Annotated in this window: 18 protein-coding genes; 10 read left to right on the forward strand and 8 right to left on the reverse strand. The window is 74.5% G+C overall.

Translation table 11 applies throughout. The features are described 5' to 3' along the window. Positions 1–6 precede the first annotated feature (6 nt). The 3 genes from wzm to glfT1 are packed head-to-tail and all read left to right on the forward strand — an operon-like array spanning position 7 to position 2,583. Positions 7–843, forward strand: coding sequence for a galactan export ABC transporter permease subunit Wzm/RfbD (gene wzm / locus ACI781_RS12595; RefSeq protein ID WP_456566446.1), 837 nt, complete (start codon positions 7–9; stop codon positions 841–843). A 28-nt stretch (positions 844–871) separates the two neighbouring features. Next, positions 872–1,672, forward strand: coding sequence for a galactan export ABC transporter ATP-binding subunit Wzt/RfbE (wzt, locus tag ACI781_RS12600; RefSeq protein WP_456566447.1), 801 nt, complete (start codon positions 872–874; stop codon positions 1,670–1,672). Continuing rightward, positions 1,669–2,583 carry a galactofuranosyltransferase GlfT1 gene (gene glfT1 / locus ACI781_RS12605; RefSeq protein ID WP_456566448.1) on the forward strand — a complete coding sequence of 305 codons (915 nt, stop codon included), beginning with the start codon at positions 1,669–1,671 and terminating at the stop codon, positions 2,581–2,583. Before wzt ends, glfT1 begins: the two co-directional genes overlap by 4 nt. Before the next feature lie 250 nt (positions 2,584–2,833). Here the strand turns inward: glfT1 and ACI781_RS12610 are convergent, their stop codons facing one another. The 3 genes from ACI781_RS12610 to glf are packed head-to-tail and all read right to left on the reverse strand — an operon-like array spanning position 2,834 to position 6,580. Next, complete coding sequence (locus ACI781_RS12610) at positions 2,834–3,736, reverse strand: glycosyltransferase family 2 protein (RefSeq protein ID WP_456566449.1); 903 nt, start codon at positions 3,734–3,736, stop codon at positions 2,834–2,836. Continuing rightward, positions 3,733–5,337, reverse strand: a complete 1,605-nt coding sequence (locus ACI781_RS12615) for a glycosyltransferase (RefSeq protein WP_456566450.1) — start codon at positions 5,335–5,337, stop codon at positions 3,733–3,735. Before ACI781_RS12615 ends, ACI781_RS12610 begins: the two co-directional genes overlap by 4 nt. A gap of 55 nt (positions 5,338–5,392) precedes the next feature. Beyond that, complete coding sequence (gene glf / locus ACI781_RS12620) at positions 5,393–6,580, reverse strand: UDP-galactopyranose mutase (protein WP_456566451.1); 1,188 nt, start codon at positions 6,578–6,580, stop codon at positions 5,393–5,395. A 137-nt stretch (positions 6,581–6,717) separates the two neighbouring features. Between glf and ACI781_RS12625 the strand changes: the two genes are divergently transcribed. The 4 genes from ACI781_RS12625 (at position 6,718) to ACI781_RS12640 (ending at position 10,597) form a co-directional block, all read left to right on the forward strand. Further along, positions 6,718–7,674, forward strand: coding sequence for a glycosyltransferase family 2 protein (locus ACI781_RS12625; protein WP_456566452.1), 957 nt, complete (start codon positions 6,718–6,720; stop codon positions 7,672–7,674). Next, positions 7,671–8,771: a mannose-1-phosphate guanylyltransferase gene (locus ACI781_RS12630; RefSeq protein ID WP_456566453.1), complete on the forward strand. Its 1,101-nt coding sequence runs from the start codon at positions 7,671–7,673 to the stop codon at positions 8,769–8,771. Before ACI781_RS12625 ends, ACI781_RS12630 begins: the two co-directional genes overlap by 4 nt. 55 nt (positions 8,772–8,826) lie before the next feature. Further along, positions 8,827–9,597, forward strand: a complete 771-nt coding sequence (locus ACI781_RS12635; RefSeq protein ID WP_456566454.1) for an SDR family NAD(P)-dependent oxidoreductase — start codon at positions 8,827–8,829, stop codon at positions 9,595–9,597. A gap of 148 nt (positions 9,598–9,745) precedes the next feature. Next, the gene (locus ACI781_RS12640; RefSeq protein WP_456566455.1) at positions 9,746–10,597 is read left to right on the forward strand and encodes a DNA-3-methyladenine glycosylase family protein; all 852 of its coding nucleotides are present in this window, start codon (positions 9,746–9,748) and stop codon (positions 10,595–10,597) included. A 72-nt stretch (positions 10,598–10,669) separates the two neighbouring features. Here the strand turns inward: ACI781_RS12640 and rfbA are convergent, their stop codons facing one another. Genes rfbA through cofD form a run of 3 tightly spaced genes read right to left on the reverse strand, consistent with a single transcriptional unit; the run spans position 10,670 to position 13,640 of the window. Continuing rightward, positions 10,670–11,539 (reverse strand): glucose-1-phosphate thymidylyltransferase RfbA, encoded by an 870-nt coding sequence (gene rfbA, locus ACI781_RS12645; protein WP_456566456.1) that lies wholly within the window; start codon positions 11,537–11,539, stop codon positions 10,670–10,672. Between the two features lie 27 nt (positions 11,540–11,566). Next, positions 11,567–12,643, reverse strand: a complete 1,077-nt coding sequence (locus ACI781_RS12650) for a coenzyme F420-0:L-glutamate ligase (RefSeq protein ID WP_456566511.1) — start codon at positions 12,641–12,643, stop codon at positions 11,567–11,569. A gap of 46 nt (positions 12,644–12,689) precedes the next feature. Further along, positions 12,690–13,640, reverse strand: a complete 951-nt coding sequence (gene cofD, locus ACI781_RS12655; RefSeq protein WP_456566457.1) for a 2-phospho-L-lactate transferase — start codon at positions 13,638–13,640, stop codon at positions 12,690–12,692. A 238-nt stretch (positions 13,641–13,878) separates the two neighbouring features. On the opposite strand from cofD, the gene ACI781_RS12660 reads away from it, so the two are divergent. Further along, complete coding sequence (locus tag ACI781_RS12660; RefSeq protein ID WP_456566458.1) at positions 13,879–14,214, forward strand: WhiB family transcriptional regulator; 336 nt, start codon at positions 13,879–13,881, stop codon at positions 14,212–14,214. 98 nt (positions 14,215–14,312) lie between these two features. Then, the gene (locus ACI781_RS12665; RefSeq protein ID WP_456566459.1) at positions 14,313–15,113 is read left to right on the forward strand and encodes a hypothetical protein; all 801 of its coding nucleotides are present in this window, start codon (positions 14,313–14,315) and stop codon (positions 15,111–15,113) included. Here the strand turns inward: ACI781_RS12665 and ACI781_RS12670 are convergent. After that, positions 15,088–16,080, reverse strand: coding sequence for a hypothetical protein (locus tag ACI781_RS12670; protein WP_456566460.1), 993 nt, complete (start codon positions 16,078–16,080; stop codon positions 15,088–15,090). The genes ACI781_RS12665 and ACI781_RS12670 overlap by 26 nt on opposite strands. A 77-nt stretch (positions 16,081–16,157) precedes the next feature. Here ACI781_RS12670 and ACI781_RS12675 point away from each other — a divergent pair, with 77 nt between their 5' ends. After that, on the forward strand, positions 16,158–17,045 hold the full coding sequence (locus tag ACI781_RS12675) for a hypothetical protein (RefSeq protein ID WP_456566461.1): 888 nt from the start codon (positions 16,158–16,160) through the stop codon (positions 17,043–17,045). An 11-nt stretch (positions 17,046–17,056) separates the two neighbouring features. On the opposite strand, the gene ACI781_RS12680 is transcribed toward ACI781_RS12675, so the two are convergent. Beyond that, positions 17,057–17,524 carry a metallopeptidase family protein gene (locus ACI781_RS12680; RefSeq protein ID WP_456566462.1) on the reverse strand — a complete coding sequence of 156 codons (468 nt, stop codon included), beginning with the start codon at positions 17,522–17,524 and terminating at the stop codon, positions 17,057–17,059. Positions 17,525–17,586 lie beyond the last annotated feature (62 nt).

Genomic DNA, 17,586 nt, shown 5'->3' on the forward strand with positions numbered 1-17,586 from the left:
CCCGACGTGAGTCTGGCTAGCGCGCCTCCCCCCACGTCCTTGGCGAGGACATTCTCGGACCTGGTGTCCGGGTGGCGTCAACGAGAGCTGTGGGGCCACCTCGGGTGGCAGGACATCCGCCAGCGGTACCGCCGATCCCTGCTGGGCCCGCTGTGGATCACGATCAGCATGGCCGTGACGGCCGTCGCACTCGGGATCCTGTACTCAGGGCTGTTCGGCAACCCGATCGAGAAGCAGCTCCCGTACGTCCTCGTCGGCATGATCGTCTGGGGTTTCATCGCCGGCTGTGTGAACGAGGGGGCGGAGGTCTTCATCGCCAACGAGGGCCTGATCAAGCACCTGCCCTCGCCGCTCAGCGTCCACGTCTACCGGCTCGTCTGGCGCCAGATCCTGTTCTTCGCGCACAACATGATCGTGTACGCGATCATGCTGCTCATCTTCCCGCAGCCGATGTCCTGGACGGTCGTCTACGTCCTGCCTGCCTTCGGCCTGCTCGTGCTCAACGGCGCCTGGGTCGCACTCCTCGCGGGTATCGTGAGCACGCGTTTCCGGGACCTGACGCCGATCACCCAGAGCGTCGTCCAGCTGATGTTCTTCCTCACCCCGATCGTGTGGATCTACGGCGACCTGCTGAACAGCCCGAACCCCGCGGTCGCGGAGCGCGCGCGCCTCGCCGAGTTCAACCCGTTCCTCCACTTCATCGAGATCGTCCGGGCGCCACTGCTCGGAGCGGACCAGCAGGTGCGGCACTGGGTCGTGGTGCTCGTCATCACCGTCGTCGGGTGGGTCCTGGCGCTCCTCGTGATGCGTCGTTACCGGGCCCGCGTGGCCTATTGGGTCTGACCGGATCGCGGACAGGAAGGCACATCTCGTGGTCAGCATCACGACGCATGATGCGTCGGTCGACTTCCCCATCTTCGACGCCAAGAGCAGGTCGCTGAAGAAGACGGTGCTCGGTCTCGTCGGAGGGAACATCTCCAGCGACACCAAGGTGCCGGTCATCCAGGCGCTGCGGGACGTCACCCTCGACCTGACGCACGGAGCCCGGGTCGGGTTGGTCGGCCACAACGGCGCCGGCAAGTCGACCCTCCTCCGACTGCTGGCCGGGATCTACGAACCCACCCGGGGATCGGCGACCGTGCAGGGCCGTGTCGCGCCCGTCTTCGACCTCGGGGTCGGCATGGACCCGGAGGTGTCGGGCTACGAGAACATCATCGTCCGCGGTCTCTTCCTGGGCATGTCGCGCAAGGAGATGGAGACCCGGGTCGACGACATCGCGGAGTTCACAGAGCTCGGTGACTTCCTCTCCATGCCCCTGCGCACGTACTCCACGGGTATGCGTGTGCGCCTGGCACTGGGAGTCGTCACGAGCATCGATCCCGAGATCCTGCTGCTCGACGAGGGCATCGGTGCCGTCGACGCCGCCTTCCTGGAGAAGGCCCGTGACCGGCTGCGCGACCTGGTGGACCGGGCCGGCCTGTTGGTCTTCGCCTCGCACTCGGACGAGTTCCTCCGCCAGTTGTGCACGAGCGCGATCTGGATGGAGCAGGGTCGCGTGCGACAGCAGGGTTCGCTCCGGGACGTGCTCGTCGCCTACAAGGGGCCCGATGCATGGGTGGACACGACGCGGTCCGCCGAGCCATCGGTCGGCGAGGGGTTCGGCGCGGCGTGAGGAGGGGGTCCCCGACCGGCGACGGCCTCGTCGTGGCGGTCGTCGTCACCCGGCACAGGACGGAGACCCTGAGGCGCAGCCTCCGGGCGGTCGAGGCGCAGACCCGGCCCGTCGACACCGTCGTGGTCGTCGACAACGGCGCAGATCCCGCCACGGAGGCGGTGGTCCGCGACTGTGCGATCCGCACCGTGTACCTGCCCTCGGCGACCAACCTGGGCGGTGCTGGAGGGTTCGCACTCGGGTTGCTCACGGCGCTGTCCCTGGGGGCCGACTGGATCTGGTGCGCCGACGACGACGGTCGTCCGGGTGACCAGGGCGTCCTGGCGACGCTCCTGGACGAGGCGTCGGCGAGGGACCTCGCGGAGGTCTCGCCGGCCGTCGTGGACGAGGCAGACGCGCGCCGCCTGGCGTTCCCGCTCCGGCGGGGACTGCACTGGTCCGCGTCGCTCGACGACTTCGCGCCGGACGAGTTCCTGCCCTCCTACGCGAGCCTCTTCAACGGCGCCCTCTTCCGCGCCGGAGCTCTCCGAGCCGTCGGAGTGCCGGACCTCCGGCTCTTCATCCGTGGTGACGAGACGGAGATCCATCGGCGGCTCCTCAGGTCGGGCCTGCGGTTCGGCACCACCATGCGCGCCACGTATCTCCACCCCCAGGGGGGAGACGAGTTCGTCCCCATCCTCGGCGGGCGGCTCTCCGCACAGTTCCCGCCGGACGAGGCGAAGCGCTACTTCACCTACCGCAACCGCGGGTACCTGATGGCGCAGCCGGGCATGCGCTGGCTCTTCCCCCTCGAGCTGCTGCGGTTCGGCTACTTCTTCCTGAGCCGGCGCGATGTCCGGGGACTGCTGACCTGGCTGTCGCTGACCCGTGCCGGGCGCCGGGAGCGTTTCGGGATGCCGCCGACGCGCTGAGGACCCCGAGGAGCGGACGCGGAGGACGCGGTCGTACCGAGCGGCGGCCGGGCGTCGACCAGGCGTCGGCGCCGCGGGCGGTCGACGACGTCGTCCGGCATCCGGCGACCGCCGTCACCGGCGGGAGGGGGGCGGAGCATCGACCGCGATCAGCCCGTCGCGGTGGCAGCAGCGGTCCTCGCCGTCGTGCACGGGTGCCGAGACGCCGGCACCCGTGCACGGGTGCCGGCGCCTCGGGACTGCACGGCCGTCAGAGGACGGTGCGCGGGAAGGTCGGCTTCGGGTCGAAACGGACTCCCTCGAGCCACTTGGCTGCCAGGCGGCGACGGAGCCGCCAGGGGACCCTGCCCATGCGCAGGCCGGCGAACACCCGTTGCGCGAAACGCAGGGCGGCGAACGGGTCCTCGTGGTGCCAGCGGTACGACGCCTCGTTGCGTACCCCGTACTCGAACTTCCACATGTTGGAGTCGTTCACGTCCGCGAAGTTGACGCCGCGGTTCACGCCGAGGTCGTGGACAACCGTGCTGCTGAGGACCTGGACGCCTGGTCCTGCCGCCGTGATGCGCCGGGTGTACTCCTGGTCGTCGAACCAGATGAAGTACTCACTGAGCGGCAGACCGAACTGCGTGATCGCCCATCGCGGGAACATCACGGAGACGAACGAGCAGGCCCCCACCAGGACCGCCTGCTGTCCCCGGACGAGGAGCCTGCCCCAGTCCCAGGTCGTCTCGGGGTTGTTCATCTCGCAGATCTCCCCGTCGCTCCAGCGCACGACCGAGCAGGAGAAGGGCAGCCGGATGCCCATGCTCTCCTCGGCGGCCAGGTGGCCGTCGAGGAGGGTCCGCAGCGCGTCGGGGTCGGCGTAGCAGTCGTCGTCCATGATCCAGACGAAGTCGGCTCCCCGTTCATAGGCCAGGCCCATGCCGTGGGCGAACCCACCGGCACCGCCGGTGTTCTGCGGCAGCCGTTCGATGTGGACCGTGGGCCGGCCCTCGTACGCGGCCAGCACCTCCGCGGTCGCGTCGGTCGACGCGTTGTCGACGATGATCACCTGGTCGGCAGGCCGGTCCTGGGCGAGCACGTGCTCGATGACCTTGCCGAGCTTGTCGGCGCGGTTGTACGTCACGATGACCGCCGCCACGTCGAGCGTCATGATGCCCACCTTTCGTAGAGCGCCGCCGTCCAGTCACGGGCACGGGGCAGAGCGGCGAACGCGTCGATCTGCGCTCGCTGGAGGCGGAGTTGTCGTGCGTGGAGGGCCGGGTCCTCGCACAGTCGGGTGACCACCCGCTCGGCCTCGCGCAGGAACGCCAGAGGCGGTCGGGGCAGCAGCAGGTCCTGCGGCACGACGGATGCCTGTGAGCCGACGTCGGCGCTCACCACGAGGACGCGGTGTGCGTCGGCCTCGAAGGAGGTGAGCGTGATGCCCTCGTTGTCGGAGCTGATCACGAGCACGTCGGCCTCGGCCAGCGTCTGCGAGACCGGGCGGTCGATGCCCCGCAGTTCCACGGCGCCCGACAGCCCGAGGCGGGCGTGCCCGGCGCGGACCGTGTCGGCGAGCTCGCCGTCGCCGTGCATGACGAACCGGACGCGGTCTCCCAGCCGTTCCCGCAACCGCGCGGCCAGGCGGAGGAACAGGTACGGCCGCTTCTGCTGCGCGAACCGACCGACGAAGGCCACGGTGAGCGGCTCGCGCGGGTCGCGCTCGGGGGCGTGATCCGCCCGCCGGCCGGCCGGGTCCACGGTGAGGTCGGCCAGGGTCGCGAGACTCACCTTCTCCCGCGGCAGGCCCTGGCGGTCCACGAGGTAGTCGCGCAGTTGCGGGGAGATGACGTGGTGCTCGTCCATGACGTCCGACATCCGCAGCGCGATGTCGACGAAACCACCGGTCCGCCACTCCAGCACGTGGAGGGAGTCCACCATCTCGGCGTCGGGGTACTGGGCGCGGATCCACGGCAGCCGGTTGTACAGCCAGGCGCAGTGGTGCACGTGGACGCCCCGGACGTCGTACCGGGTGAAGAGCTCGCTGAGCAGGCGGGAGTCCTGCTCTCCGGTCATGGGGTGCGTCAGGGGGATGACCAGGGCGCCGTCGAACGCGGCGCGCGCGATGTCCGGGTGCGCCGATGGCCGGTCGGTCAGCACGATCGGGACGAGGCCGGCGTCGCGCGCCATCATGATCGTCTCGGCCGCCCAGCGCTCCGCGCCACCGAGTTCGAGCCAGTGCAGGCCGAAGAGGACGGCCTTCGGTCGCCCGCTCGCCGACGTCGCGGATCGCGGCTGCGACCGGCGGACGCGGGGGACCGGCCGGGAGAGCCGACGGTTCTCCAGCCGATCGGTCCGGTGCTGCCGGAGGGCGTCGTACACCACGGGGAGCCGGTCGCGGACGGCGATCCGGGCGTCGTGCAGACGACCCGGTGGACGGTCCTGCCGCATCAGCGAGCTCGGCGGTCCGCCGAGGTCCACCACGACGTCCACCGGTCCGGCGGCGGAGGGGGCGGTGCTGCTCGCCTGGGCCTCGACGACGCCCACGACGGTGCGGTCCTCGGGCCACTCGATGCGACTGGTCGCCAGGTCGGTCAGCGAGGGCAGGTGCGGGCCCGAGGTCCGCAGCACCGTGAGACGTACGCGCTGACCGGGACGGATGAGCGTGTGGTAGGCGAGGGCGCCGTCGAGGAGCCGCGACTCGCGCGGCGACAGGTCGGAGTGCCAGTCCGCCTTCTCGAGGAGCTCGTACACGCCAGTGGTGCTGGTCACGCTCCGCCCTCCGGGAGCGGCACGACGGCGGCCGGGGGTGTGGGGGTGCGCCTCATCAGTCCTCCAGACGGCCGTCGAGTGTCGAGCCCTGCTCGAAGAAGGGACGGATGCGGTTGTCGAACATGCTCAGGGCCGACCCGATGGCCATGTGCATGTCCAGGTACTTGTAGGTCCCCAGCCGCCCACCGAACAGGACACGCCTCTCCGCGGCCTCCTGCCTGGCGAGCTCGCGGTAGCGCTCGAGCTTGACGCGGTCCTCGGGGGTGTTGATCGGGTAGTACGGCTCGTCGCCGGTCTCCGCGAACCGCGAGTACTCACGGACCACGACCGTCTTGTCGGTCGGGTAGTCCCGCTCGGGGTGGAAGTGCCGGAACTCGTGGATCCGGGTGTAGGGGACGTCCTCGTCGGCGTAGTTCATCACCGATGTGCCCTGGAAGTCGGGGACGGGCAGGACCTCGGTCTCGAAGTCCAGCGTGCGCCAGCCCAGCTCACCGGCCTGGTAGCCGAAGTACTTGTCGATCGGACCGGTGAAGACGGTCGGCACGTCCCGCGGCAGCTGGTCGCGGACGTCGAAGTAGTCGGTGGACAGCCGCACCTCGATGTTCGGGTGGTCGGCCATCCGGGTCAGCCAGGCGGTGTACCCGTCGACGGGCAGACCCTCGTGGGTGTCGTTGAAGTAGCCGTTGTCGAACGTGTACCGCACGGGTAGCCGCGCGATCACGGCGGCCGGCAGTTCCTTGGGGTCGGTCTGCCACTGCTTCTTCGTGTACCCGCGCACGAAGGCCTCGTAGAGGGGGCGGCCGATCAGCGAGATCGCCTTCTCCTCGAGGTTGCCGACGTTCGCGGTGTCGATCTCGGCGGCCTGCTCCGCGACCAGCGCGCGGGCCTCGTCCGGGGTGAAGCTGCGGCCGAAGAACTGGCACAGGGTGAGCAGGTTCATGGGGAACGAGTAGGTCTGGCCGGAGTAGGTGGTGAAGACCTTGTGCCGGTACCCGGTGAAGCGGGTGAACTGGTTGACGTAGGCCCAGACCCGCTCGTTCGAGGTGTGGAAGAGGTGGGCGCCATACCGGTGGATCTCGATGCCGGTCTCGGGCTCGGGCTCGGAGTACGCGTTGCCCCCGAGGTGGTCGCGGCGGTCGATGACCAGCACGCGCCTGTCCAGCTGGCTGGCCACCCGCTCGGCGACGGTGAGGCCGAAGAAGCCGGAGCCCACGACGACGAGGTCGGGCTTGGTGTCGGTCACGCCTGGCGACGATACCGGCGCGCCGGTGCGCTCCTCGGAGCGCCGCGAGGATGCGTGACGGATCCGTCCCTTTCGTCCCAGCAGTCGCAGCGAGCACCGCCGGAGAGTGCTGGACCGCGGCTCGTTACAGTGCGACCGTGGCTCCCGCGACCGGCCGCGAGGCCCTGCGTGTCGTCGCCGTCACCTACTCGCCGGGCGGTGCTCTCGAGGGCTTCGTCGACTCGCTGGCACTCGCCACCACCAGGCCGGTCGAGGTGGTGCTCGCGGACAACGGGTCGACCGACGGCGCCCCCGAGGCCGCGGCGGCGCGGCACGGCAACGTCCGGCTGCTGCGGACCGGCGGCAACGTCGGGTACGGCGCCGCGGTCAACGCGGGCATGGCCGGCCTGACCGACGGCTGGGCCCTGGTGGCCAATCCCGACGTCCGGTTCGAACCGGGGTCGGTGGACGAGTTGCTGGCCGTGGCGGCCCGGTGGCCGCGCGCGGCGACGGTCGGCCCGGCCATCCGGACGCCGGAGGGGGAGCTGTACCCCTCCGCCCGCGACCTGCCCCGGCTGTCGACCGGCATCGGTCACGCCACCCTGGGCTGGGTGTGGCCGGCCAACCCGTGGACGGCGCGCTACCGGCGGGAGCGGGAGGAGCCGCGCGAGCGCCCGGCCGGCTGGCTGTCGGGGTCCTGCCTGCTGGTGGACGTCGCCGCCTTCCACTCGATCGGCGGCTTCGACCCCGGCTACTTCATGTACTTCGAGGACGTCGACCTGGCCGAGCGGCTCGGGCGGCGCGGTTGGCTGCACGTCTACGCGCCCAGCGCGGTCGTCGTCCACGAGGGCGGGCACGCCACCGGGCGCGAGCCGCATCGCATGGCCCGGGTGCACCACACCAGCGCGCTGCGTTACCTCTCCCACCAGCACCCGGGCCCTCGCAACGCCCCGTTGCGGGCGGCGTTCCGGGCCGGCCTGGGCGCCCGGATGCTCGTGTCCTACGTCAGCGACCGGGTCGCCGCCGGCGCCTCGTTCCAGCGCCGGGCCGACGACGTGGTCCGTCGCGTGCCGGGCGCGGCCAAGCTGGCACGACGGGGTGGGACGGGCCGGTGAGGCACGCGGTCGTCATGGCCGGCGGCTCGGGGACGCGGCTGTGGCCGCTGTCGCGTGCGCAGCGACCCAAGCAGCTGCTCGACGTCATCGCCGACGGCGACGGCGGTGGCGCGCACAGCCTGCTGGCTGAGGCGTTCACCCGGCTGGAGGCGGTGCTGCCCGCCGACCGGATCTGGGTGTGCACCGCCGCCCGCTACGGCGAGCAGGTGCGCGCGGCGCTGCCCCGGCTGCGCGCCGACCGGCTGGTCCTCGAGCCGGTGGCCCGCGACACCGCCAACGCCGTCGGGCTCACCGCGGCGCTGGTCGCCGACACCGACCCCGACGCGGAGCTGGCCGTGGTCAGCGCCGATCACGTCATCCGACCGGTGGAGCGGTTCGCCGCGGCGCTGGGCACCGCCTACGACGCACTCGCCGCCCGCCCGCGCTCGCTGGTGACCCTCGGCATCCGGCCCACCGCGCCGGCCACCGGGTTCGGCTACGTCCGCCGCGGCGGCCCGACCGAGGTGCCCGGCGTCGCCGAGGCCGCGGCTTTCGTGGAGAAGCCGGACCGGGCCACCGCCGAGGGCTACCTGGCGTCCGGCGAGTACCTGTGGAACTCGGGCATGTTCGTGTGGCGGGCGCGCACGGTGCTCGACGCCCTGGCCGAGCACCTGAGCGAGAGCGCCGAGGGGCTGGCCCGCGTCGTGGCCGCGCCCGCCGGCCCGCAGCGCGACGCCGTCCTCGCCGAGGTGTTCCCGACCCTGCCGCGGATCAGCGTCGACTACGCCGTCCTCGAGCCCGCCGCGCGTGAGCCGGGCCGAGTGCTGGTCGCCGACCTCGACGTCGACTGGCTCGACGTCGGCTCGTGGCCGGCCCTGGCGCAGACGCTGGAGACCGTGGACGCCAACGCCGTCCGCGGGCTGGCCGTCACCCTCGACGCGGCGGGCAACATCGTGTTCAGCGACGACCCGGACCACCTGGTGGCCCTGGTCGGGGTCCGCGACAGCGTGGTGGTGCACACCGCCGACGTGACGATGGTGTGCCCGGTGGGCGATGCCGAGCGGGTCAAGCAGCTGCTGGCCGAGGTCGAGGCGCGGTACGCGGGCCGCTTCAGCTGAGCCGCCCCCGACGTGTCGACATGTCGACAGCCGAGTGGTGGATAGCCTCGGGGGCATGCAGAGCTTCGAGGTCGCCGCCGTCGTGTCCGGAGGGGCCTCGGGCCTCGGTGCCGCCACCGTCAGGGCGCTGGCCGCGCGCGGTGCGGCGGTGACGGTCCTGGACCTGAACGAGGACGCCGGCCGCGCCCTGGCAGCCGAGCTGGGCGGGCACACGACGTTCGTCCGCACGGACGTGACCGACGAGGCGAGCGTCGAGGCGGCGATCGCCGAGGCCACCGGCAAGGACCGCCCGCTGCGCGTGGCCGTCAACTGCGCCGGCATCGGCTGGGGCGAGCGCACCGTCAACCGGGACGGCTCCCCGCACGGGCTGCCGCAGTTCACCCGGACCGTGATGGTCAACCTGGTCGGCACCTTCAACGTGCTCCGGCTGGCCGCCGCCGCGATGGCGCGCACCGAGCCGGGGGAGGACGGCGAGCGCGGCGTCGTCGTCAACACCGCGTCGATCGCCGCCTACGACGGCCAGATCGGCCAGGCCGCCTACGCCGCCTCCAAGGGTGGGATCGTGGGGATGACCCTGCCGGTGGCGCGGGACCTGGCCAGCGTCGGCGTCCGGGTCTGCACGATCGCCCCCGGGCTGGTCGACACGCCGCTGCTGGGCGGCCTCCCCGAGGAGGCCCGGGCGGCGCTGGCGGCCGGCATCCCGTTCCCGAAGCGGCTGGGCCGGCCCGACGACTTCGCCCGGCTGGCCCTGGCCATCGTCGAGCACGGGTACCTCAACGGCGAGGTCATCCGCATGGACGGCGCCCTGCGGATGGCGCCCCGCTGACCTCCCGCGCCACCCCCGGCGAGGCGAGCACCGCTTCCCCTGCACCCCGGAGCACGCCCTGAGCACCCCCACGCTGGCCGCCTCGCCGGCCGCCTTCGAGTCCGCGTTCCGGCCGGACTGGCCGCTGGAGCTGCGCCGCACCCTGGCGGTGCACCTGCGCGGCACCGGCGACCCGACCCTGCGCTTCGAGCAGGACGGCACCTGGCGGGTCACCACGACCCCGTGCGGGCCGGCGACCGTGCGGATCACCCAGGCCGGCGGCGAGGTCCGCATCACGGCCTGGGGCCCCGGGGCGGAGTGGGCGGGCAGCCGGGTGCCGGGCTGGCTGGGGGCCGAGGACGACCCGTCCGCGCTGGACTGCGGCGGGCACCCGCTCGTGTCCCGGCTGCACCGGAGCACGCCCTGGCTGCGGCTGGGCCGCACCGGCCGGACCTGGGACTGCCTCGTCCCGGCGGTGCTGGAGCAGAAGGTGACCACGATCGAGGCGCACCGGGTGTGGCGCGCCCTGCTGCGGCTGGCGGGGGAGCCGGCGCCGGGGCCCGCTCCCGCGGGCATGCGGGTGCCGCCGTCCCCGCGGCGGCTGCTGGACGTGACCGACTGGGAGTGGCACCGCTGCGGTCTGGACGGCGCTCGTCGCCGGGCCCTGCGGGCGGTCACCTCGGTCGCGGCGCGGATGGAGCCGCCCGAGGCGCGGGACGCGGCCGACCTGTGCCGTCGGCTGACGACCGTCCCGGGCATCGGGGTGTGGACCGCGGCGGAGGTGGTGCAGCGGGTCTTCGGCTGCCCCGACACCGTCAGCTACGGCGACTACCACCTGAAGAACCAGGTCGGGTTCGCGCTCACCGGGGCCGCCCGGACCGACGACGACACGATGATGGAGCTGCTCGAGCCCTGGCGCGGCCAGCGGCACCGGGTCGTGCGCCTGCTGCTGGTCAACGGGCGGGCGCGGGCCCCGCGATTCGGTCCGCGCAACGCCCCGACCGACCACCGCCGGATCTGACGGAGGACCTCCTCGCCCCCCGCCACGCGCTCCGCTCGCGCCGGGCCCCAGCGAGGGGGCCGCTGCACGCCCTCATCTCGGGCCGGCGAGCAGGCCCATCAGGTACGCGCCGTAGCCGCTCTTGGCCAGCGGCTCGGCGATGGCCTGCAGCTCGGTGTCGGTCAGCCAGCCCTGCCGCCAGGCGACCTCCTCGATGCAGCCGATCTTGAGGCCCTGGCGCTCCTCGACCACGGAGACGAACTCCGTCGCCTGCCGCAGCGAGGCGAACGTGCCGGTGTCCAGCCACGCCGTGCCGCGGTCCAGCACGGTGACGGTCAGGCTGCCCGCGCGCAGGTAGTGCTCGTTGACGGCGGTGATCTCCAGCTCGCCGCGGGCGCTGGGCGTGATGCCGCGGGCGACCTCGACGACCGAGGAGTCGTAGAAGTAGAGGCCCGGCACGGCGTAGGAGCTCTTCGGGGCTGTCGGCTTCTCCTCGATGGAGAGCACCCGGCCGGCGTCGTCGAACTCCACGACGCCGTAGTCCTGCGGGTTGGCGACGTGGTAGGCGAACACGTGGCCGCCCTCGGGGGCGGGTAGCCGGCCCAGGGCGGTGCCCAGGCCCGCGCCGTAGAAGATGTTGTCGCCCAGGACGAGGGCGACCGGCTGGTCGCCGACGAAGTCCGCGCCGATGAGGAAGGCCTGCGCCAGCCCCTCGGGCCGCTCCTGGACGGCGTACTCGATGCGCATCCCCAGGCGGCTCCCGTCGCCCAGCAGCGACCGGAACGCCGCCTGGTCGCCGGCGGTCGTGATCATCAGCACCTCGCGGACGCCGGCCATCATCAGCGTCGAGAGCGGGTAGTAGACCATCGGCTTGTCGTAGACCGGCATCAGCTGCTTGCTGACGGCCTGGGTGATGGGGAAGAGGCGACTGCCGGTCCCCCCAGCCAGGATGATCCCGCGCATGCCGGGCACGCTACCCATCCCCGCTGGTCAGAGAGGGCCCGCGCCCACCCACAACCTCCCGACGAGTGAGGTGCCACCCGGGGTGCCGACCGGCTCCCAGCGGGTGGCCCAGCCCTCGGCGTGCAGCTGGACGACGACCGCGCCCAGCACCGCGCCCAGGTTGAGCGCCGTGGTCACCGTGGCCCGCTCGGGGAGGTGGACGTCGACCACGCCGTCGCCCTCGCCGCCGTAGCGCAGGACCACGGGGAACTCCGGCAGCGCGGCGACCGCGACCCGGAACGCCTCGGCGACGGCGTCGAGCTCGCCGGGCCGCGGCAGGACGTCGTCGGCGGGTGCCCGCGTGGCGACGACGTCGCGGGTGCCGTACCGGAACAGGTCCCCGGGGCCCAGCCGCACCAGGGGGCGGGTCCCGGTGTCCTCGGCCGGCCGGTCCGCCGGCCACCCCCGGACGACGGCGACCGGCAGGCCGGCGAGCTTGCCCTTCACCAGGTCCGCGGCGGCGGCCAGCTCGTCGACGACGGCCACCTGTGTGGTCTCCAGCCGGTTGCCGTGCGCGTCCTCGGCGCCGCGCAGGTCGGTCAGGGCCGCGATGCCGGCCGCACCCACGGCGACGTCGGTCAGCCCCTCCCGCCAGGTGCGCCCGAAGGTGTCGCTGACCACGACGGCCACGTCGACGCCGGCGAGCTGCGCCAGCCGCGACCGCAGCCGGCGGGCCGAGGCGTCGGCGTCCTCGGGGAGCAGCACCAGCGAGTCGCCGGGCACGTTGCTGGCGTCGATGCCGGCGGCGGCGACGACCCAGCCGTGCCGCGTCTCCACGATCCGCAGCGGGCCGCGGCGGGCGACCACCCGCACGGTCTCGCCGTCGATCGCGCGCTGCCGGGCCGCCTCGCGGTCCTCGCCGGGGGCCACGGGCACCAGCCGGCCCTCGACCTTGGCCACGACCTTGGAGGTGACGACGAGGACGTCGCCGTCGGCGAGCCAGGGCGCGGCGGCGGCGATCGCGGCGGCCAGGTCGTCGCCCGGCGCGAACTCCGGCAACCCGGGCACCGGGTGGACCGACAAGCCGGACGGTGGCTCGGTCCTCGAGCTGGCGGCCCCGTCCAGGGGCCGGCCCCGAGCGTGCGAGGGGTGGGGAGGACGGGGCTCTTCCTCAGACACCGGCGGCGTCCAGGGCGGCGCGGGCCAGCGCGGCGGTCGCCCCCGGGTCGGTCATCAGCAGCGGCACCTGCCGGACGTCGACACCGGGCACGTCGGCCGCGTCGCCGGGGGCGACCAGCCACGCGTCGAGCAGCCCGCCGCCGGACCGCGCGCCGTAGTGGCAACCCACGCCCTCGGCGCTGACCTCGACGCCGAGCACCGGAAGGCACCGGTCGGCCATGCCGCGCACCGGGCCGCCGCCGACGATGGGGGAGACCCCGACGACCTTCCCGGGGGTGGCCAGCAGCGCCTCGCGGAGCCCGGGGACGCCGAGCACGGTGCCGATCGAGACGACCGGGTTGGACGGGGCCAGCAGGACCGCGTCGGCGCGCGCGAGGGCCTCGGTCACCCCAGGGGCCGGGCGGGCGGCGTCCACCCCGACCTGCACGAACTGCGAGGCGGGCAGCTCCGCGCGGTGGCGTACCCACCACTCCTGGAAGTGGATCGCCGCCGGGCGCCCCGAGTCGGGGTCGGTCACCACGACGTGGGTCTCCACCCGCTGGTCGCTCATCGGCAGCAGCTCGACTCCCGGCTGCCAGCGCTCGGCCAGGGCCGCGGTCACCTGGGAGAGCGGGTAGCCGGCGTCGAGCATCCGGGTGCGGATCAGGTGGGTCGCCAGGTCCCGGTCGCCCAGGCCGAACCAGGTCGGCTCGGCCCCGTACGCGGCCAGCTCCTCCTTGACCCGCCAGCTCTCCCCGGCCAGGCCCCAGCCCCGCTCGGGGTCGATGGCCCCGCCGAGGGTGTACATGACCGAGTCGAGGTCGGGGCAGATGCGCATGCCGTGCAGGGTCACGTCGTCCCCGGTGTTGACCACCGCGGTGACCCGGGCGCCGGGCGCGGCGTCCTTGAGGCCGGTCAGGAAACGGGCGCCACCGATGCCGCCGGCGAGAACGACGATCTCCACGAAAGTCATCGTGCCCCATGGGCAGTTGTCGACTGTTCGCCCGGCGTGTCGCGCCGCGGGACGAGAACTGACGAAGGATCTGTGACAGGTGGGGCTCCTGTGGTCACTTGGTTACACCATGCGAAGTTGACGGTCACCCAACGACACGCGTGTAATTCCCGCGGTGTCACCGACCGCTGAGCCCCGGGAACGTCCCGCGGATCGCGTCGGGGACGAGAGCGAGAGGGGACGCATCGTCATGGCAGAGGTGTCGTGGTTGAGCGACTACGTCAGCGCGTCGGAGCGGTCGGCCGACCGGGGCACGGTCGCCTCGACCCCCGTCTTCGGCAGCCTCCTCGGGCTGGGCGAGGACGACGCCCAGTCGTGGCAGGAGCAGGCGCTGTGCGCCGAGACCGACCCGGAGGCGTTCTTCCCCGAGAAGGGCGGCTCCACGCGCGAGGCGAAGAAGATCTGCACCGGCTGCGAGGTCAAGGCGCAGTGCCTGGAGTACGCGCTGGCCAACGACGAGCGGTTCGGCATCTGGGGTGGCCTGTCGGAGCGGGAGCGCCGTCGGCTGCGTCGCCGCGCCATGTGAGACCCGGCGCCGGGTCCCGGAGCCGGGACCGACCACACAGCCGTCGATGCGATCCGCATCGGCGGCTGTGGTCGTATGGGGCCGTGCGGACGCGGGTGGTGAGCGGGCGCGAGCGCGTCGTCCGCGAGCTGCGCGCCGCCGCCCCGCTGCTGGGCCGCCTGCGGGTCCCGGTCCCCGCCCGCGCCCCCTGGCTCACCGCCGTCCTGAACACCGGGAGCGGCCGCCCGGTCGCCGTCGTGGTCGAGGACGACCCGGCCGCCCGGCCCGCGGGGCTCGCGCTGCTCACCGCCCGCCGGTGCGGCGCGGGCCGGGCGCTGACGCTGCTGGGGGACGGCGTCGGCGTCGTCCCACCCGGCGGCCCCTGGTCCCGGCTGCCGGCCCGGGACGACGAGGTGGCCGCCGCCCTGGCCGCCGGCGTGCTCGGCCTGACCACCGGCCGGCGTGCGCCCTGGTCGCTGGCGCTCACCGGGTTGCCCCTGGGAGACCCGACCGCGCGGGCCCTCGGCGCGCTGCGGCCCGACGCCGCCTTCGCCACCACCCGCACCCGCCGGCTGGTCGACCGCCTGGACGCCCTCGGCGTGCCCGTCGCCCGCAGCCGGGACCCCCGGGACGTCGAGCGCCGGCTGCCCGCCGTCCTGGCCGCGCTGCCCGACCCGGTCGCCCGCCGCGCCCTGCGCGCCACCGCCCGGCTGCACGCGGCCATCGGGCAGGTGGAGGTCGCGGTGGCCGCCGACGGCGACGCCGTCCGCGCGGTGCTGCTGACCCTGGTCGACGGCCCGGCGCGGCAGCCGTGGGTGGCCGCCGGGGACCCCGCGGCCGTGGGCGGGGAGATGGGCTCGCCGGCGACCTCCGTGCGGGTGGCCGGCGGCTGGCTCAGCCGCCCCGTCGCACCGCGCTGAGCCGCGGGTCGGGCAGCGACTCGGCCCGGTCGGTGCCGAGGACGAGCGTGCCCCGGGCCGGGGCCTCGTCCCCGCCTCGGACCGGGCCGCTCGCCGCCACGGTCACGGTCAGCTCGTACACGCGCCCGGTGTAGACCGGCGGCCCGCCGCGCGGACGCGTGTAGGTCGGGAAGCGTCCGGTCAGGCGCAGGGTCCCGTCCGTCACCGCGGTGCCCAGCGCGGGGGAGGGCAGGTCCGCGTACTCCACCGGCAGGGGCGTGCAGCCGGCGGCGGCGGGGTCGGCGGGCGCCGCCGCGGCCAGGCAGTTCCAGGCGGGCAGCCGCAGGTGGGCCAGCGCCGTGCCGTCGGACCGGCGGGTGACGCTCACCGCGGGGCCGGCGACCACGGCGCCGACCGCCCGCGGTTCGAGCACCAGCGGCGCGAACGCCAGCCGGGCGGCCCAGCCGCCGGCGTCCAGCGGCACCGACAGCGTGGCCAGGCCGCCCGCGCCCGCCTCGCCCGCCGCCGGGCTGCCCGGCACCGGCGGCAACGGCGGCACCGGCCAGGACGCCGGCGCGGTGCCGGACGTGCTGTCGCCGGACGCGTCGGGGCCGGACGCCGTCGAGCCGGGGCGGGTGTCCCGGTCGACGCCGGCGAGCACCGCCAGCACGGCCACCAGCGCCAGCGCCGCGGCCGCCGTCGCCGTCAGCACGCGCCGCACCGACGGGCCGCCGGCCGGCTCCGCGGGCGCCAACCGGACCGGTGCGGGGCGCGCGGCCGGCACCGCCGCGGCCGGCGTGCCGGGCGGAGCGGCGCGGAAGCCCGGCAGGTCGTCGTCCGGGAAGCGCGGACGCGGCGGCCCGGTGGGGCCCGCCGCCCGCGGGCCGGCCGGCCGGGGGCGCCGCCGGGCCCCGGGCGCGGCGAGCAGGCCGGCCCCGGCGAGCAGGACGACCGCGAGCGCGACCCAGAGCACGGTGGCGGCGTCCATCGCGCCCAGCATCGCAGGCACGACCGGCGGCACCGGGCGTGCGTGCGGCGGGGCGGCCGGGCTGCGACGATCCGCGCATGGCCGCGAACGGGTCCGGCGCCACCGACGGCGCGCTCCGCGATCGGCTCGCGGCACTGCTCACCGAACTGGGCGTCGACACCGGTGCGCTGGCCGTCGCCGATCACGGTGTCCGGCTGGGCACCGTCACCGGGGTGCTGCCCGACCGCGTCCTGGACCTGGCCGTCACCGAGACCGGCCGGCAGCGGCTGCGCGCCGAGCTGCGCGGCCGGCGGTGGGCCGATGAGCGCGGCATCGGCGTCCCCGAGGTGCTCGCCGCGGCCGAGGACGGGAGGTGGCTGCTGTCCCGGCGGCTGCACCCGGTGCCCTCCGGGGGGCCGCGCTGGACCGAGGCCGCCGTCGACGCCGCGGTCCGGATCGCACCCCTGCCGGCCCCGCCCGGGCAACCGTGGCAGCCGCCCGCCGGTCGCGGCCTGCGCCGGTTGCGGGGCAGCGTGCAGGACGCCGGGCGGCTGGTGCGCGGCGGGATCGGCCTGGGCGAGCTCCGGGCGGTCCGCGCGGCCGCCGCGCAGCTGCCGCTGTCGGAGGTGACGCACGGCGACCTCTGCGCGGCCAACGCCGTCCTCGACGCCGACCGCGGGCTGGTCGTGCTCGAGTGGACCGGTGTCCGCGCCGCCCCCCGGCACCGCGACCTGCTCACCCTGTGGGCCACCACCCCCGGCGAGGAGGACCGCGCCGAGATCGCCGACGTCGTCCTGGAGCGCACCGCCGGCTGGGAGGGCCCCGACGTCGGGCTGCTGTGGCACGCCGTCGCGCTGGAGCAGCTCGTCGGTCGCGTCACCGGCGCCGGGCGGACCGAGGGCCCCGACCCCGCCGCCGCCCGGGCGCGCCTCGCCGAGGCCCGCCGACGCGCCGCCGCGCTGGGCAGCCCGGTCGCCGCCGGGTGACCGGCCGGCGCTCAGGAGGTGGGGTCGATCTCCTCCGGGTCGCGCCCCAGCAGCACCGCCACCTGGTCGACGACGACGTCGCGGACCAGGTCGGCCAGGTCGTCGCGGTCGTGCGCCCGGATCTCCAGCGGCCGGCGGTAGACGACGATCCGCGCCGGCACCTCCCGGCCGTGCTCCCGGTGGGCGGGCAGCAGCCGGGCCAGCGGCACGCTGCCGTCCTCGAGCACGTCGGCGTCCAGCACCACCTCGTCGGGGCTGGTGTGGTCCACCCAGGGCACGTCCTCGACGGCGAACTCGACGCCGGCCAGCTCCCGCTCCCAGCGCCGCTCCAGGTCCTCGACGGCGTCCAGCACCAGGTCGTCGAACTGCTCGGCGCGGCTGCGCGACAGCGGCACCTCGGTCGGCACCAGCCGCCCGCGCAGGCCTCGACCGTGCCGGTCGCGGCGCGACCGGGTGGGACGGCGGGGAGGTCGGGTCATGGCGGCAGAAGGGTACGACGCGGCGGGCCGCAGGACGCGCCCGCGCGGGGCACGACCGCCGG

The sequence above is a fragment of the Blastococcus sp. SYSU D00695 genome (genome assembly GCF_054050555.1).

Excerpts from the sequence above, each read along its gene's own strand:
- ACI781_RS12610 (WP_456566449.1), bottom strand. The coding sequence starts at position 3,736 with ATGACGCTCGACGTGGCGGCGGTCATCGTGACGTACAACCGCGCCGAC.
- ACI781_RS12635 (WP_456566454.1), top strand. The coding sequence starts at position 8,827 with ATGCAGAGCTTCGAGGTCGCCGCCGTCGTGTCCGGAGGGGCCTCGGGC.
- rfbA (WP_456566456.1), bottom strand. The coding sequence starts at position 11,539 with ATGCGCGGGATCATCCTGGCTGGGGGGACCGGCAGTCGCCTCTTCCCC.
- ACI781_RS12660 (WP_456566458.1), top strand. The coding sequence starts at position 13,879 with ATGGCAGAGGTGTCGTGGTTGAGCGACTACGTCAGCGCGTCGGAGCGG.
- ACI781_RS12670 (WP_456566460.1), bottom strand. The coding sequence starts at position 16,080 with ATGGACGCCGCCACCGTGCTCTGGGTCGCGCTCGCGGTCGTCCTGCTC.
- ACI781_RS12675 (WP_456566461.1), top strand. The coding sequence starts at position 16,158 with ATGGCCGCGAACGGGTCCGGCGCCACCGACGGCGCGCTCCGCGATCGG.
- ACI781_RS12680 (WP_456566462.1), bottom strand. The coding sequence starts at position 17,524 with ATGACCCGACCTCCCCGCCGTCCCACCCGGTCGCGCCGCGACCGGCAC.